This window comes from Coleofasciculus sp. E1-EBD-02, from assembly GCF_040218245.1.
Taxonomy (GTDB): Bacteria; Cyanobacteriota; Cyanobacteriia; order Cyanobacteriales; family Coleofasciculaceae; genus Coleofasciculus.
In genome coordinates, this window is the sequence record NZ_JAVJQN010000010.1 from 43498 (window position 1) to 59373 (window position 15876).

The 15876-nt window shown below is 44.9% G+C and carries 11 protein-coding genes; 6 read left to right on the top strand and 5 right to left on the bottom strand.

Annotation, left to right across the window (positions count from 1 at the left end):
- The first annotated feature begins 68 nt into the window (after positions 1–68).
- Together RIC07_RS01875 and RIC07_RS01880 are read left to right on the top strand one after the other, a co-directional pair.
- Complete coding sequence (locus tag RIC07_RS01875; protein ID WP_446393027.1) at positions 69–2387, top strand: GAF domain-containing protein; 2319 nt, start codon at positions 69–71, stop codon at positions 2385–2387.
- 195 nt (positions 2388–2582) lie between these two features.
- Positions 2583–3584 (top strand): aldo/keto reductase, encoded by a 1002-nt coding sequence (locus RIC07_RS01880; RefSeq protein WP_446393028.1) that lies wholly within the window; start codon positions 2583–2585, stop codon positions 3582–3584.
- Here RIC07_RS01880 and RIC07_RS01885 read toward each other — a convergent pair.
- Entirely contained in the window at positions 3568–3903 is a 336-nt protein-coding gene (locus tag RIC07_RS01885) for a hypothetical protein (protein ID WP_446393029.1), read from the bottom strand. The two genes, RIC07_RS01880 and RIC07_RS01885, sit on opposite strands and share 17 nt — an antisense overlap.
- Before the next feature lie 672 nt (positions 3904–4575).
- Here RIC07_RS01885 and RIC07_RS01890 point away from each other — a divergent pair.
- Positions 4576–5271: a sigma-70 family RNA polymerase sigma factor gene (locus RIC07_RS01890; protein WP_446393030.1), complete on the top strand. Its 696-nt coding sequence runs from the start codon at positions 4576–4578 to the stop codon at positions 5269–5271.
- 215 nt (positions 5272–5486) lie between these two features.
- Entirely contained in the window at positions 5487–6263 is a 777-nt protein-coding gene (locus tag RIC07_RS01895; protein ID WP_446393031.1) for a hypothetical protein, read from the top strand.
- Between the two features lie 271 nt (positions 6264–6534).
- On the opposite strand, the gene RIC07_RS01900 is transcribed toward RIC07_RS01895, so the two are convergent.
- Together RIC07_RS01900 and RIC07_RS01905 are read right to left on the bottom strand one after the other, a co-directional pair.
- Positions 6535–6819, bottom strand: a complete 285-nt coding sequence (locus RIC07_RS01900; protein ID WP_446374948.1) for a DUF427 domain-containing protein — start codon at positions 6817–6819, stop codon at positions 6535–6537.
- Positions 6820–6976: 157 nt separating this feature from the next.
- Positions 6977–7198, bottom strand: a complete 222-nt coding sequence (locus RIC07_RS01905) for a helix-turn-helix transcriptional regulator (RefSeq protein ID WP_446393032.1) — start codon at positions 7196–7198, stop codon at positions 6977–6979.
- Positions 7199–7352: 154 nt separating this feature from the next.
- On the opposite strand from RIC07_RS01905, the gene RIC07_RS01910 reads away from it, so the two are divergent.
- Both RIC07_RS01910 and RIC07_RS01915 read left to right on the top strand, forming a co-directional pair.
- A complete protein-coding gene (locus RIC07_RS01910; RefSeq protein ID WP_446347773.1) occupies positions 7353–7553 on the top strand; it encodes a hypothetical protein in 201 nt (66 codons plus the stop codon).
- Between the two features lie 137 nt (positions 7554–7690).
- The gene (locus tag RIC07_RS01915) at positions 7691–8083 is read left to right on the top strand and encodes a hypothetical protein (protein WP_446393033.1); all 393 of its coding nucleotides are present in this window, start codon (positions 7691–7693) and stop codon (positions 8081–8083) included.
- Here RIC07_RS01915 and RIC07_RS01920 read toward each other — a convergent pair.
- Together RIC07_RS01920 and RIC07_RS01925 are read right to left on the bottom strand one after the other, a co-directional pair.
- Positions 8030–14140 carry a CHAT domain-containing protein gene (locus tag RIC07_RS01920; protein WP_446393034.1) on the bottom strand — a complete coding sequence of 2037 codons (6111 nt, stop codon included), beginning with the start codon at positions 14138–14140 and terminating at the stop codon, positions 8030–8032. The genes RIC07_RS01915 and RIC07_RS01920 overlap by 54 nt on opposite strands.
- A 225-nt stretch (positions 14141–14365) precedes the next feature.
- The gene (locus tag RIC07_RS01925; RefSeq protein WP_446393035.1) at positions 14366–15577 is read right to left on the bottom strand and encodes a M20 family metallopeptidase; all 1212 of its coding nucleotides are present in this window, start codon (positions 15575–15577) and stop codon (positions 14366–14368) included.
- Positions 15578–15876 lie beyond the last annotated feature (299 nt).

Consider the following 15876-nt stretch of genomic DNA (forward strand, 5'->3'; position numbering starts at 1 on the left):
CCGATAAACCTTGAGAAGCGGCTTAAATGGGCAACTGCCTGGTTAAAGAAAAGGGAGGATCTATACTGATGTCAAATCACCAGGACTTAAGTTTTATATTAACAGAAATGTTAATAGAAGTCGCTCAGTGCTTCAAGAAAATTATCCGTGTTGATCGGGTTAATATTTTTTTATTAGACCGATATGATCCGGAGCAGTGTCTCGTTTTAACACCAAACTCTTCCCAACCGAAAGAGTTAAGAATTCCAAACACTACTGGGATTGGCGGAATTGCCAATTTGCAGAGTTTTGTAGAAAATCCTTTTGAATGTCAGTTTTACCGTGAAGAACACGGCATAAAGCTACCGCGATCCTTTGATTATATCGTTTATAATTTATTATCTCTCCCTTTAGCTAATAAACAAAAAAACATCGTTGCTTTCGTTCAATTAATCAACAAATTAAAACCAGAGGCTAGCCCCGATCAGCCTATAGAAAAGACGATTGACAATCATGGATTTACTCAAGACGATGAAAAGCGATTTTATCAGGCAAGTGCGTGGATTCGTCCAACGGTTGAGCGATGTCAGGCGCTTTATGCAGAAATAAAAAAACAAGAGGTTTTTATTGGCTTTATTAAAGCTATTCATACGATTAGCCAAGGTGGATTAAACTTTGATGCGATCCGTCAGCTTATTATTCAAGAAGCCAATGAATTAATGAATGCCGATCGCACTCGCTTATGGCTAATCGATCAGGAACGTCAGGAACTGTGGACAAGGGTAGAAACAGAGGAAGGTTCTGCTTACGAGAAGCGTCACGGGATTGGCGTTGGCTTTGTGGGTAAAGTAGCTGAGTCGGGAAAAGCCTTAAATATTCCCTTTGACCTCTATATCCACCCTGGTGTTGATCGGATCAAAAAAAGGGATTGCCATACCGGATATCGTACCTGTAGTTTACTCTATATGCCCATTTGGACACCGGATAACGAAGTCTTAGGTGTCCTGGAATTAATTAATAAAAAGAAACGGGGATATTTTCCCGCTTATGATCCCGATAGTTGGCCCATTCCACCGGATATCTTTAAGGCAAGTTTTAGTCAAGCCGATCAACAATTGATGGGAGCCTTTGCGCTGCAAGTGGGGATTGCATTACAAAATTCTCGCCAATTCGCATCGCTTAAAGAACAGGAACAGATTCAACAGCTTATTTTAAAGACGCTAGATAATGGCGTGATTTATACTGATGCAACGGGACGGATTATTACGGTCAACGAAAAAGCGCATCAGCTTCTCAAAAGCGATGAGGAAGATGGGGTGGAAGGGAGTTGGATTGGTGATTTTATTCAGGTTAAAGAGAGTAACTTTGCTCATTTAGTCCAAGGGGCTTTAACGGAACATCAGGACTATCACGCCCCTCATACGGTTATTGCCCGTGATCAGGAACAACCGATTGATTTATCGATTCGGTCGATCGCCGAGAACAACGGATCTCATCATTTTTATGGACTCGTCGTTGTTCTTAAAGAAATTAATTCCACGAGTTCCACTCAACTCCCTACCTATCACCAAGTCAGCCAGGAACTCACCCAGGAATTTTTGAGAAAATATGATATCCAGTTATTTACCCATCCCAATGTGGCGATTTTATGTGCCGATATTCAAGGCTATACCAGCTTGATGGATGACATGGAAGCAGAAACTGTTGTTTCCATGCTCAATCACTATTGTGAACTGATGGTGGAGACTGTCTTGAAGTATCAAGGCACTTTAAATCAATATATTGGTGATGCATTAATTGCTGTCTTTGATACCTCCTTAGCCGTAAGCGATCGCGCCTGGTATGCGGTACAAGCAGCGATAGACATGCGCCAACAGTTAGCCGAGTTTAATCGTAATCATTTGACACCCCATCAGCCAATGCCGCGCCTGGGGATTGGTATTCATGCCGGGAGAATCCATCTGAGTCAAAATGGTTCTCAACTCCCATTGTCTGGGGATATTGTCAACTTTACCTCATTACTCGAACAAGTCAGTCGCGATTATGGCTGCGACATTATTATTAGCGAAACGATTTATAAACATTGTCGCGATCGCGTCTGGGTGCGGGAACTGGATCGCCTCCCGGTGAAGAGTAAGCCCCAATCCCTTGCCATATATGAACTTATGGGACTTCGTTCCCAATCTCTTTCCCCTCAGCAAGAACAAATTATTGACCATTATGAAAAAGGGCGTCGCTATTACCTCAACCACCAATTTGCCCTGGCAATTGGTGAATTTTCCCAGGTTTTGGAGATGGATGGCGCTGATAAGGCGGCGAGATTACATATCCAGCGCTGTTTGTATTGGCTAGACTCTCCTCCGCCCCCCAATTGGGATGGGGTGTGGACATTAAGTATTGAGTGTTGATTGTTGATTGTTCATTGTTGATTGTTGACTGGCGCGTGAGGGATGTAGGGGCGGGTTTTACTACTATCGTTTCGCACCTCACCCCAGATGTAACTAAACCCGCCCCAACTCAATCTGTTTCCTGTTCCCTCCCCTTAGTTATTGCAAAGTTAAGCAAAGTCAGCACAATGGGAAGAAAGTCTGGAGGTGCAGTGCATGTCTGAAAAAACGAACCGACGCACATTTCTCTTAACGGGTATGGCGGTAGCGGGTGGAATTGTGGGAAGTGCGGCGTGGAAACAAAATCAACCCTCAGCTTCTCAACAGCAATCAGCGGAAACCATCGCCATGTCAGTCTCTGGAACCACCACAATGCCAGAACGGATGTTAGGAGATACAGGGGTTTCTGTGCCGATTTTAGGCTTAGGAGGGGCAGGGAAGACACCCTTATCCAAACCGAACAAAGAAGCGGAGGCGTTGGCGATTATTCAACGGGCGTTAGAATTAGGAATCCGTTACTTTGATACGGCGGCGAGTTATGGACCGAGTGAAGACTATCTGGGTAAAATCTTACCAAACTACCGACAGCAGGTATTTCTCGCTAGTAAAAGCGCCGCACGCGATCGCGATGGGGCATGGCGGGAGTTAGAGCGATCGCTCAAACGCTTGAATACGGATTATTTGGACTTGTGGCAATTGCACCACGTCTCCTTTCATGAAGAACTCGATACGATTTTTAGTTCAACCGGGGCTGCTAAAGCGATCGAAGAAGCCAAAGCCCAAAACTTGATTAAATACTCTGGGATTACTGGACATCACGAACCCGATGTGATTGCGGCTGGATTGCAGCGTTATCCTTTTGATACGACCCTAGTTTGTATTAATGCGGCGGATAAACATCACCCCCGTCCATTTATTCCCACAGTTTTACCCGTTGCGCGAAAGCAAAAGGTGGGTGTGATTGCCATGAAAGTCCCAGCGTATGGGCGGTTGTTTAAATCCGGTGCTTTAGACGGAATGCACCAGGCGCTGGGATATACTCTCTCTCAATCCGGGGTTCACTGTGCGGTGATTGCGGCAGAAGATGTGCCACAGTTAGAGTCAAATGTGGAGGTAGCCAGCCGTTTTCAGCCCTTGGATGAGATGGAATTGGCGGCGATTGAACAGCGCACGGCGGCGAGTTGGCAGACAAATACATTTTTTAGGGCGTGGACTTAATATGACCATCTTCTTCTTGTTGACGTAGCCATTCAGGGTCATTCGCCTTTGTCGTATAGTTCCACATCAGTTCCCTATCTTGCCAAACATCAGCCGGGATCAGGATTTGCCCATTCTCTTCGCGATAAGAAACACTATAAAAATCAAAGACTCGCTTGATATTTTCTCGGTGTTCTGAGTTAACAGCCGAATTGGAAACCACTAACTCATCTTGCGAGCGAATAACTGGGCGATAGGGAACATACTGATTACTCATGCAAGCGACTGTCAAGGTTAATAAAACCAGGGAGATCGACCAATTCAGAATCACGTTTTGCATAATTATATGGCAGTTTCCAAGCTGATGTGCTATATCCAACTGTAGGGGGCAAGGTGTCTATAATACCAGTCAAGTATTCCGAGAAACCGGGTTTCTTGACTGATGTCCTATGCCAGGATAAAGGAAACAATCAGTCGAAGTAACGTTTTGTAAACAAAGTCAATGTTCTGCGTAAAATTAACTCTCTTCTGACGAGTAATGAGTAGAATCTGTTTTTGTCAGACAAAATCATGAAAATCAATACGCTAATGCTGGGATTTTGGACGCCACTAATTTTTATTCGCGAAGCCTCACCAGCACAAGCAGGAGAGGAACTCATCCGCTGCCCTTCCCTTACCTAGTGATCGGTAACGAATCCTAAGAGCCAACTATTCCGAAATCCCCGAAAAAAGTTTTGTTGTCAGTTGAGTCGTTGCGATTAGAACCCGGTGCTTGACCAAAAATTGGAACAACAACCACCCGCCTGGAGTCGTAAGTTTTTCTACCTAGTCAGCCGCAGGTTTGATAATTTCTTGATCAATCTTGCCACACTTTTGCTATGATGTAATGCTTTCAGCTCATTTATGACTTCTACACATCTGTGTAGGAGTCTCTTGTACCCGTGAAATTTTCTACACAGTCAACCCATTTGCCGAAACAAAGCACATAATATAATCTTTAGCCAGACTTGATATGACTCAGCACTTTAATCACGCTCTTCTTCCTGAAGACCCAATAAAACGCTGTCTCAAGGGAGATTGTCTGGTTTGTGGACAACTTCTGAGCCACTTGGAACATCAACGAAGAATTGAAAGAATTGCCCGTAAAAATACGAGAGGTACGGCTGTTTCCTGGGAAGATGCTGCCCAAACTGCCCATGCTAAAGTATTTCAAGCTGTAATGGCGGGAAAGTTCCGCCAAGGGGATGTCCAAGACTTCTACCACTGGGCTGCAATGGTGGCACGTTTTGCGATTATTGACTTGGTTCGTAAGGAAAAACGACAAAACTGTATCAGTTTAGACCAAACCATTCCAGGCACGGATTTGCCTTTGTTAGAAACGATACAGGATGAGTTGGATTTGTTGGATACTGTAGAACGTGCAGATTTAGTTAGCCGCGCCATTGATGCGATTTCAGTGCTGGATAAACGTCATCCTAATCGGGGTTATCAAAAACTCTGGTATGGTAAAGTACAAGGCAAAACTCAAGTCCAACTGGCTGCTGATTTAGGATTAAAAACTCAAGGTGCTGTCTCAAAACGTTGGCGCGAGTTATTAGAATACCTGGCTGAAGAGTTAGGATTGATGCAACCTGCAACGATTCAATCTGAAATCAAAGCGACAAGCAGTCAAAACGTTCAGCGAGTGCGATCAACTCAAGGTTGGTAAGGAGCATCATTTGTCATTTGTCATTGGTGAGGGTTTGAGGGAAGTTTAAACAATCATAAGTCGATGGGGTGTATCTATCCGGGCTAGCGATTTGAAGTTTTGGTAAAGTTGATCAATTTTGATACGCCGTTTGGTTAAATTTAGAGTAGGCTAGGTTTCAGGTGATTTGCTTTCTCATCAGAGCAGAGTACGGTATTATCTGGAGCTAGAATCAAATGCGTATAAACTATAGTAAATACAGGTTTCCTAAAGGTTCAACATTAAACCAGCAACCCCCTCAACCTGGAGAAATCTGGGAGGTTAATCGCTCGGTGTATAGTCCTCTAGAGTTTTCTCCACAGGAGCAACAGCATCTATTTCCTGATTCCGCACGAAGGTTTCTCGCGGGAAATGCCCCACCGCGCTATGTGATGATTGTGAAGGAACCTGAATCGCCTGTCGCCGCAGAGGAGTGGCAAGTTGTTTCCGTCATGGTTCTTTCCCTGAACACGGATTTTCTGAGTTCTGTTGATCTGCTGATTCCCGCTACTCTGTCTGGTGTTAGACAAAATTTGCTCGCTCAAACTTGGCATGTACTGCCAATGTTAACCTGTAATTTGTCTCATCCCATTGGTAAACGGTTGTCTAGAGAGATTTATGACATATTGCTGAATGTAGGAGATTACTATCATGGTTTAATTGATCAACCATCATCGGCGTCAGAAATTGAGTTATGTGGATTAAAGATAGGAAAGGGACTCCCTGAACAAAAGCCAGAAATTCAGGTGTTTCACCAACAAGAGGAAGCCTGGAGTACTGTTTTAAATGTGCCAGTCGCGGCTTATAATGTCTATCTAAAGACGATGAACTTGACAGCGGCGATAGTAGAGGATGCTGTGCAAATTGAGCAAGAGTTAATTGAATCGGGTGCAAACTTCTGGGTTCAATCTCAGTCGAATTTCCATCGGGAAAACTGGCGAACTTCCGGGGAGGATAGGGCTGTTAAAAAGTAGAAAGGATTTAGGTTTAGCTTTAGCGTTTTACAAATACCTATTATGCTGGTGGGCAATGCCCACCCTACGGTACATCAAGGGTTTCGGCGAGCAAAAAATGCAAATTTTCAGTACCATTCAGCTTAAGTCAGCGACATTCGAGTTAAGGGGAATTGCACTGACTTAAGCTGGGTCGGTAGTAGGCACGAAGCGTGCCAGAAGCGAAGACAGCGCTTACTACAAACCTGAAAAGCCGACAAGATTACTTGGGCGGATTCTAAACCCATACTAGCTATGCTTCAACTTTTACTCCTCTCCAAAAGGCAACATAGCCCTCAAAATTTTTCGCCTTCTCTTTTGCTTGAGGATAGTACCAGGCTGCATCTTTATTCTGTTGCCCATCAACTTCGATGGTGTAGTAATTGGCTTGACCCTTCCAGGGACAGCTTGTATGGGTACTGCTTTCCTTAAAATACTCCTGGTTGATTGAGTCTGGAGGGAAATAATAGTTTCCTTCGACAATTTGACAGTTGTTGCTCTCGGCGAGAACCGTGTCGTTCCAGATAGCTTTAGGCATTGTTACGTTTCTTCATAAACTCTCCAATTCTCATTATGAGGTAAAGGTGCAGGGGAGTGGGGGACTCAGCCAAAAATTTCCGCCAGTTTTGCTAGTAAAAGCAAGCGATCGCGTCTTGCCCTCATCTACATTCCGATGCCAATCAGCCACTCACGTTTCAGTCTGACTCCTGTGCATCCTTAAAACTTGGTAGTTCATCCAAAGGACATTCCAAGACGCGACATAAAGCCTGTGTCTGACTAATGGTGAGTCGAGGTTCAAATCTTCCAGCTTCCCAGTTACTGACTGTCTGATCGGTGACGCCTATCGCATCAGCTACTTGTTTCTGAGTTAGTCCCAACCGTTTCCTTAGCTTCGTTAACTTAATCCCTGAACTCATTGCCTCCTAGTTCCCTTAACTTTAAATCTATTTATCTAAGTAGACAAAGCCCTAAATATATTTGTAATATAGGGTCAAGTCATGAGCCAGCGCACGAACTTTCCACGGGACGACGCTGGCTCTGGCTCCAATGACACATGGAGACAAGTCAATTATGCCTTACAAAGAACGCCTTTATCCTTGGGTGCTGGTTCGCCTGCTACCCAATATGCAACGAATTACCGTAGCACAATACCGCAACCGTTCCGATGCTGATGGGCATCTTCGCATTCTTCGCCGTCTGATGCCAAATGCCCAATTTGTGGTGATGTTTAATCCGGGTTTACCACCAGAGTACCAGCCGAACTCGCACTAGACCACCGATTTAAGGGCGTTAGAGATAACAAACCCACCTTCACTCTTATCGATGTGAGGGCGGGTTTGATGAAGCTTTATCGCTGCTACAAACGTTATTCCCTGAACCCGTCTCTACACAGATACACTGAAAATCCCATGTCTGCCTTATTTCGCCGCATCCAACCCGCTAAAAAATTCCGCATCACCAAGCACCAAATCGCAAAATTTCTGAGAATTCCTAAATCCATGATTGTTAACGTCGAATGCTGGTGTTATGTTATTTTTGTCCATCGTAAAAACCAAGGTGGACAATTTATCAGCTACCGTCAAATGGAACAATGGAAGAATGCGATCGCCTTTCATCTACAGCAATGTTCCACCAAAGACCAGCTACAACACTTATGGAGTGCGATCGCCTTTGATCATGCCAAGCACTGGAAACATTACCCAGCTTATGTTCTGCCTTTCCTACAAAGGATAACACGGGACTTATTTTTACCAAGGATTCCCCACCATAGTGAAAGATGCCCAATAATACGGATGGGTTAAATCTTGTGATTGGGGCAGTTCAGAGGGTAACAAAATCGTTCCCGCAGACGTAATCAGTTGACCATTTTCCAGTTTAGTTTTCCCCTTAAGCATATCGATTTGCACCTGTCGTAAGGCTTCGGCTTTAATTGGAGCGGTTTTTAACTGATCATAAAATTGGGTCATTAGTGCCAATGTACCTTCATCGCTGACATACCACAAACTGGCTAAGGTTGATTTGACTCCCGCTTGCACCGCTAATCCGGCAAAGCCTAATTCGGCGTTTTCATCTCCTAATGCAGTACGACAAGCACTGAGTACCAGTAATTCTACAGGTGGATCATTCCATCCTAATTCTGGCAATTGATCAAGGCGTAGCTTACTATTCCATAATTGGATATAGGAATTGCTGATCGCACCGGGACGAAAATCGGCATGGGTAGCGAGGTGAATAATCCCAAAGGGTTGTTTTTTCCGTTGGGCTTTCAGATTATCTAGGGTAAAGCCTTCATCTAGGAAAAATTGACCTTGCCATAGTTTCTGGGTAATCGATTCTAATTCCACAGGAACGGCGGGTAAAGGTTTTTGATCACTAAATTGTGCTGCCCCCATTGCCAATACTTGGCTATCTTGCACACTTTGGAAGCGAGTATCGGTGATACTTAAACTGGGCATAATTCCGACACTATAATTCTCGATCAAGAATTGTTGTTCATTGTGTAGGGCGGCGACGGGAATGGAACGTAATCCTCTGTCCATCACAAACACCAAGTTTTGAATGCCTTGGGCTTGTAAGTCAGCTTCTAATGGCGTAATTAACCAGTCGTAGAGTTGTTTTCCTGGGGCTAAGTAACCCGTAGCATCTCGGACATTCGTTACCGTTAGTTGAAACTGTTGCGCCACTTGTAAAACTTCAGCGCGGGTGATGGGGATGGATTTGTGAATGGTTTCTCCTTGGGCGGTAACTAAAACGAGATCAAGTTGATCATTGTCCTGGGGGGTAGCCGTTGCAGAAGAAAGGCTACTGGGGACAAACATGACATAAATTAATGCAGGTTTAACGCCTGTTTCTTGGGCAATATCCTGCAAAAGTTGACGCGCCTCAGTTAGGGTGAAAATTTGAGTGCCTGATTTGTCGAGATAGGTTTCAAATTCTTGGGTATACGCCGCATCAATTGTGCCAAATACGGTGTCAATAGTAACAGATGGCACGCTGGTTTCTACTTGAGGTTGTGAGGGGGACTCTTTTTGCAGAATCAGCGGATTTTCGGCGGACGATTCACTGGGGGGTTCGGGTGTAATTGTTTCGGGTGTAATCAGTTGAATCTGACTCGGTGCGATTCCCTGAGTATAGGGATTGGGATAGGAACCCTCGGTAATTTGATTATCGCTTCCTGTGGCGATCGCGCCTCTAGTACCATTCTCGTTATTGTAGTCTTGCCCGACGGTGAAGGGGATACCCAATTTCCCTCCCTGATGGCGGATGATCACTGATCCACCGCCATTCCCGCCTGCGGTAGAGATACTGGTTGTTGTACCCGTGCGATCGCTAAATGTCTCGGTAGCGCGGAAAAATTGTTCTGTGGTAATATCAACGTTACCACCTCTGCCATTGCTGCCACCTTGAGCGTTAATCGAATCCACTTCGATATCGTTTTCTGGATCTAAGGTGACATTCCCCCCATCGCCCTGAGTTGCACTGGAATTGATTGCAGCCGTTTGAATCTCAGTTTTGGCTTGTACTGTAATATCTCCGCCTTGATTTACTCCCGATGTATTCAGATTTCCGGTAGTGACAGCCTCTTGATTACTGGTGAGAGAAATTCCTGAATTAGCCGTAATATCGTTTACATTAATAGCTTGATTCGCCAGCAGGTTAATCGTGGCATTATCCAATCCGGTAATTGTACCTATGGCGGTGATCGAACCTGAACCTGTTGGTGATAGGATGGATAGCGGATCGCTAACGGTGAGATTGCCATTGAGTGCGATCGCGCCACTACTATTCTCTCTTCCAATCCTGAGACTCTGGAACCCGTCTTCAAACACGCCTGCGGTGAGGTTAAACTTTTGAGTGGGATTAAGCGGTTGCAAAACCAGATTAGTATTTGATCCCGTTACCGTTGCACCCAAGGTAATCTCTGATGCAGTTAGGGATAAATCCGATAAGACGGCGAGGGAATCTTGGATGCTTAAACGATTCGCGGTAACATTTCCGCCAAATTGGGTGGTTCCCCCAGCATCGGTGGTGAGGCTATTTAATGGTGTGACACTACCCACAGCACCAGAGAATGTAGTGGTTCCGGTACTGAAGATACGTAAAGTGCGATCGCCCTCTACAATGCCATCAAAGCTGATAGTACCATCTACCGTATTCAGGTCAACATCAGCGCCTAAATTAACCCTGTCTCCTAAGAACGTGAGACTATTACCTGAGGTTGTGATATTAGAATTCAGTGTTGTCGTGGCAGCATCGAGGGTAATCGCGGCATTATTTTCACCCATCAGCATACCATTGAGAACAATTTCCCCGCTAGGCGACTGAATAGTCACGGGATCACGGAAGGTAAAATTATCATCCAGTGTAATTGTGCCATTCCCTGATTCTCGTCCAATGGTTATACTCTGGAAACCGTCTTTGAATATCCCACCATTTACACTAAAGTCTTGGTTCGGATTTAGAGGTTGCAGTATCAGGGTTTGATTGGTGCTTGTCTCAATTGAATTCAATTCAATTTCTGCGGCGGTTAGGGATAAATTGGATAGCACATCTACCGAATCTTGTAAATTCAAGCGATTCGCCGTCACATTATCATTAAATTGAGTTGTTCCGCCAGAATCTGTCGTGAGACTATTCAGTCGGGTAGAACCACCAACCGCGCCTCCAAAGCTGGTTGTATCGGAACTCAATACTGTCAAATCATGATTGCCATCAACCGTACCTTTAAAGCGAATCGGGTTACTACCACTGTTGAGAATAACATCATTACCCAGTACAACGCTGTCTGCATTAAACGCTATACTACCATCTACAGTCGTGATATCGGCATTTAAGTTAGTGGTGGCACTGTTGAGTGTAATTGAAGCATCATCTGTACCCGTAATCTTGCCATTAATCGCGATGACACCATCAGGCATTTGAATCGTTACTGGATCACTAAACGTGAGATTGCTTAAATCAATTTGTCCGCCGCTATTCGTACTGCGAATTGTCAGACTCTCGAAACCATCTTGAAATCCCGCTTCCTCGGAGGATGTCCCTGATCCGACTAGGCTAAAGATATCAGTAGTATTTGACGATTGAAGAATCAGATTTTGATTGGTTCCCGTAATCGTTGAGCCGAATTCAATTTCATCCGCCGTTAACGATAAGTCGGACAGCACCTCGACTGCATCTTGGATGTCGAGTTGATTAGCAGTAATATTGTTATTGATTTGGGTTGTTCCCGCTTCATCTGTCCTAAGGGTATTCAAACGGCTGATGCTGCCAACTTCACCTGTAAAGGTCGTTTCTCCTAAATTTAATACGGTCAAATCATAAGTCCCATCAACCGTGCTATTAAAGTTAATTTGACTATTTCTAATCGTGCTTATCGTCAGATCAGCCTTTAATTCAACACTTTCCATAAAGTCGATTGCTGGAGGAGGCTGCATTCCGCTTTGGGTCAAGGTTAAGGTTGAGTCTGACAGCACTTCCACCATGTTATTGAATTCTAACTGGTTGGCAGTTATATCACGATTGATGATCGTTTTTCCGTTAGCGTCCGTGCTGATAATATTTAAAGAATTCAGACTGCCAACTATACCATTAAATAGTGCTGTACCCGTGTCCGTATTTAAACTTAAATCATATTCTCCATCAACCGTGCCATTAAAGGTAACATTACCACCACTCGTATTGAAACTGATATTGCCCCCAAGTTGGAGAGGATTATCGAGAGTGAGGTCATTCCCTCCAGTGTTTACGACTATCTCTTCCCCTGTAAATGCTTGAATATCTAAGACTCCTGTGCCTCTGATATAGGGAAGTTCAGGTTTACTCGGCGCTGGCACAAGCTGGATCTCATTGCTGGTCAGGCTAATTTCACCCCCGATAGAACCATTCGATTCTATTCCTCTTACCAGAATTCTTTCTGCTTCCAGTGTGATAGTTCCGCCAGTACCAGAACAACCCTCATCCTGACTACAGGATTGTATTGTTCCTTCATTAACACCTCCATTGATACGGGTAGTAGTGTCAATTTGTCCACCGCTTCTAATTACAATATCTCCACCATTATCACCACTTGACTGGATATTCCCACTAACAACATTCCCACCAGCAATCACTTGAATATTACCACCATCTCCATTGCTTCTGCCTTTAGCTAGAATATTTGCTACGTCAATACTTCCATTAGGCGCTTCAAGGGTAATATTTCCAGAATCCCCGTTTACACTATCCGATACGATATTTCTCAAGACGCCCGGTGTAATACCGATAATGATTCCATTCGTCGTTTTAATATAAATATCACCCCCTCGACCTGAACCTGTTGTTCCTCGCCAAGCCGTATCAATTCCCGTAAATCTAATATCACCCGCTGCTTCAAAAATCACCGAACCCGCATCAACGTTAATATTGGTAGAATTTGTTCTAATTCTACCGACTCGAATATCACCCGTATCTGAGCGCAAAATCAGGGATGGCGTTGTTGTTAAAAGGTCAAAGTCTGGATCACTCGTGGGAATCATACCCGATTGATCAGGTTCTGTAATCGTAATATTTCTTCCCCGAATATTACCCTCTGCCTCAACCTTAAGTGCAGGTCCATCGTAAGTTCCAACGTTATAATTTCCCCCGGTTGTAATAATCGGATCATAAAGGCTAACGAAGTTAGCAGGTTCTCCTGATAAATTAAGAATTGAAAAATCACCGCCACTTCTAAAGTGGGCATCTACTGATATCGAACCATCACTGACTAACGTCAAATTGCCACCACTTTGAAAGGGTGTTCCCGGATGATTCAGCGTCAGAATATCAATACCTTGTTCACCCTGAATAGTAAGATCCCCCCCCGCCTCTGCCCTAAATGGATTCGCCACAGTATCCCGTACCCGTACCGTATCCTGCGCCAATAGCTGCAAATCCCCAGTTGTGGTTAACTGACTCTCCACCAACGTGAGATTATTCTCTGCTGACAGTAACGCTGATCCCCCCGTTACCGTCTTCGCAACCAGATCACCATTATCAATCGCAATCCCTGAACCCGTAAGCGCAACTTCACCCTGTTCATTCACCGACAAACCTGTGGCGTTACCAACGTTTCCTCCCGTTAGCAATTGTGGAAGAGAAAGAGGCGTAAACGGCACTTCCGTCGCCGCCGCCGGAACCTCTAAACTCAGCAAATGTCCGGCTTGACTAATCCGCACCCATTGATTACCAGGAACCGTGGCGACGGTAATTTGACCTTCTGGGGCGACTAACTCACCCGTACTCACAACCGTACCGCCAATTAAACTGAGATTCTGTTCAGAATTGACTTCGAGTGTACCTGTATTAACGATAGAACCGGGTTCTGGTGTATTAAAGACAAAGCCATTGGGGGTTCCTACCAGAGACGTGTAATCATTGATCCCGGTGGCATTAAACAGGTTATCGCCAAAACTAATCCCTGTAGCGGTTGTAGCAGTAAAGGCGGCGGGGACGTTTAATTGAGCCTGATTGCCAAAGACAATACCTGCCGGATTCATCAAAAACAGATTAGAAGTGCCACCACTAACTTGAATTAACCCATTAATAACCGATGGATCACCACCAGTAATTCGTGAGAGAATATTCTGTATCGATGGGCTTGATAAAAAATTGGCAATTTGTCCCGAATCTAAACCAAACTGACTAAAACTGTGGAAGAGATTCGCGCCATCTCCTGACAATTCCCCCCCCTCAATATCGAAGCGGTTTCCCTCTTGATTCACAGTCGTATCGGTACTGTCATCGGAAACAATAGGTTGGGTTAACCCCGATGACATGAACCCCAATGTGGTTAGGCATAAGGTTAGGGTTGACAGTAGTTTCAGGTAGATGGGGACTGACATAGACTTCTCCTGAGGGAGGTAATTCCTCTATAATTTTCTAGGATTTGAGATAGCCGATCGCGAGACTCGTTTGGAACAAATACACCCATCCTTTGCGAATTGACGCGAGGGAAAGGATGAAAGGCAAAGCCGTACAAGCTTTGAACTCGTTACCTTACCCTGGTTTCGCGTTTCGTTGATCTGGCAGGCACACCCTAGATTGTCAGGTTTCCCGAATATCGAGAATTACTGGCAGAATTTTTCCACACAGCGAACAAATAGTTCTACTCCCATTGCTAACACAGTTTCATCAAAATCAAACCGGGGGTGGTGATGGGGATAGGCTAAATCTTTACTGGGGTTCGCTGATCCCAAAAAGAAATAGCAACCCGGTACAGCCTCTAGGAAAAATGACATATCTTCCCCGCCCATGGTTTGGCATTCGGGTACGATTCCTGTAGGGGTTTCGACGACTTCTTCAGCTACGGATCGAACCAATTCGGCTATCTGTGAGTTGTTGATTACAGGCGGATAAAGCGGCTGGTAGTCTAGTTCATACTGCGCCCCGTGACTCTGACAAATACCTGCAATCACTTGCTCGATACGCTGGCTGAAATACCCTGCCAATTGCGGATTAAAATAGCGCACTGTGCCGCTCATTTTGGCGCTGTCAGCAATGACATTAAACGCTGTACCAGCTTGAAACATTCCCACCGTAACTACGGCTGATTCAATTGGGTCAACATTACGAGCCACAATGGTTTGCAAGGCGTTGACCACTTGAGTGCCAATGACGATCGCGTCTAGGGTTTGATGTGGCATTGCCCCATGTCCCCCCTTGCCTAAAATTTTACACTGAAATCGCTCGCTTGCTGCCATTAAAGCACCATGGCGAACGCCAACCGTTCCTAGGGGCAAATTGTTCCACAAATGTAGCCCAATAATAGCATCCACATCCGGATTTTTTAAGACGCCAGCCTCAATCATCGGTTTAGCGCCGCCGGGTCCTTCTTCAGCGGGTTGGAAGATGAACTTGACGGTTCCCCCAAAGTCTTGACGGTGTTGGGAAAGATAGAACGCCGTACCTAATGCGATCGCGGTATGTCCATCATGACCGCAAGCGTGCATAATTCCCTCATGTTGCGATCGGTAGGGAACCTGGTTTTCTTCCTGAATCGGCAAAGCATCCATATCCGCCCGAATCGCTAACACTGGACCTTTGCGATCGCCTTCTATTGTGGCAACGATCCCAGTTTTAGCAATACCCGTTTGATGCTCAATTCCCCACTCCTGTAACTTTTGGGAAACAAATCTAGCCGTCAGGTGTTCAGTAAACCCTAATTCCGGGTGCTGGTGCAAGCGCCGCCGCCACTCGACAAGCTGAGATTCCAAGGCGCGAATCTCACGTCGGATCTCAGATCCATCTACGGTAGGGGGGGTAGAAGAGGTAACAACCATGATTGCTTAACAACTCGTAATACTATACTTAGAACGAAAAGATGCCTCCGGAGCAAATCTGGAGGTATCTTCCTTTAATACTAAATCCGGGTTAATACGGGTCTTCCGTACTTAGTGTGCTAAACTGTTAACATACTGCACCTAAAATCCAGAGTAGTAATTGTGAAAAGAGAAATGACAAAGCTCCTCAACTTACCAGGAGTCATGGTTGAAAAAATCCAAGAGACAGAAGGAACATTGATTTTATCGGTTAAAGTACAAAATAAAACAGCTAAATGCCCCCGCTGTGGTCATACTAG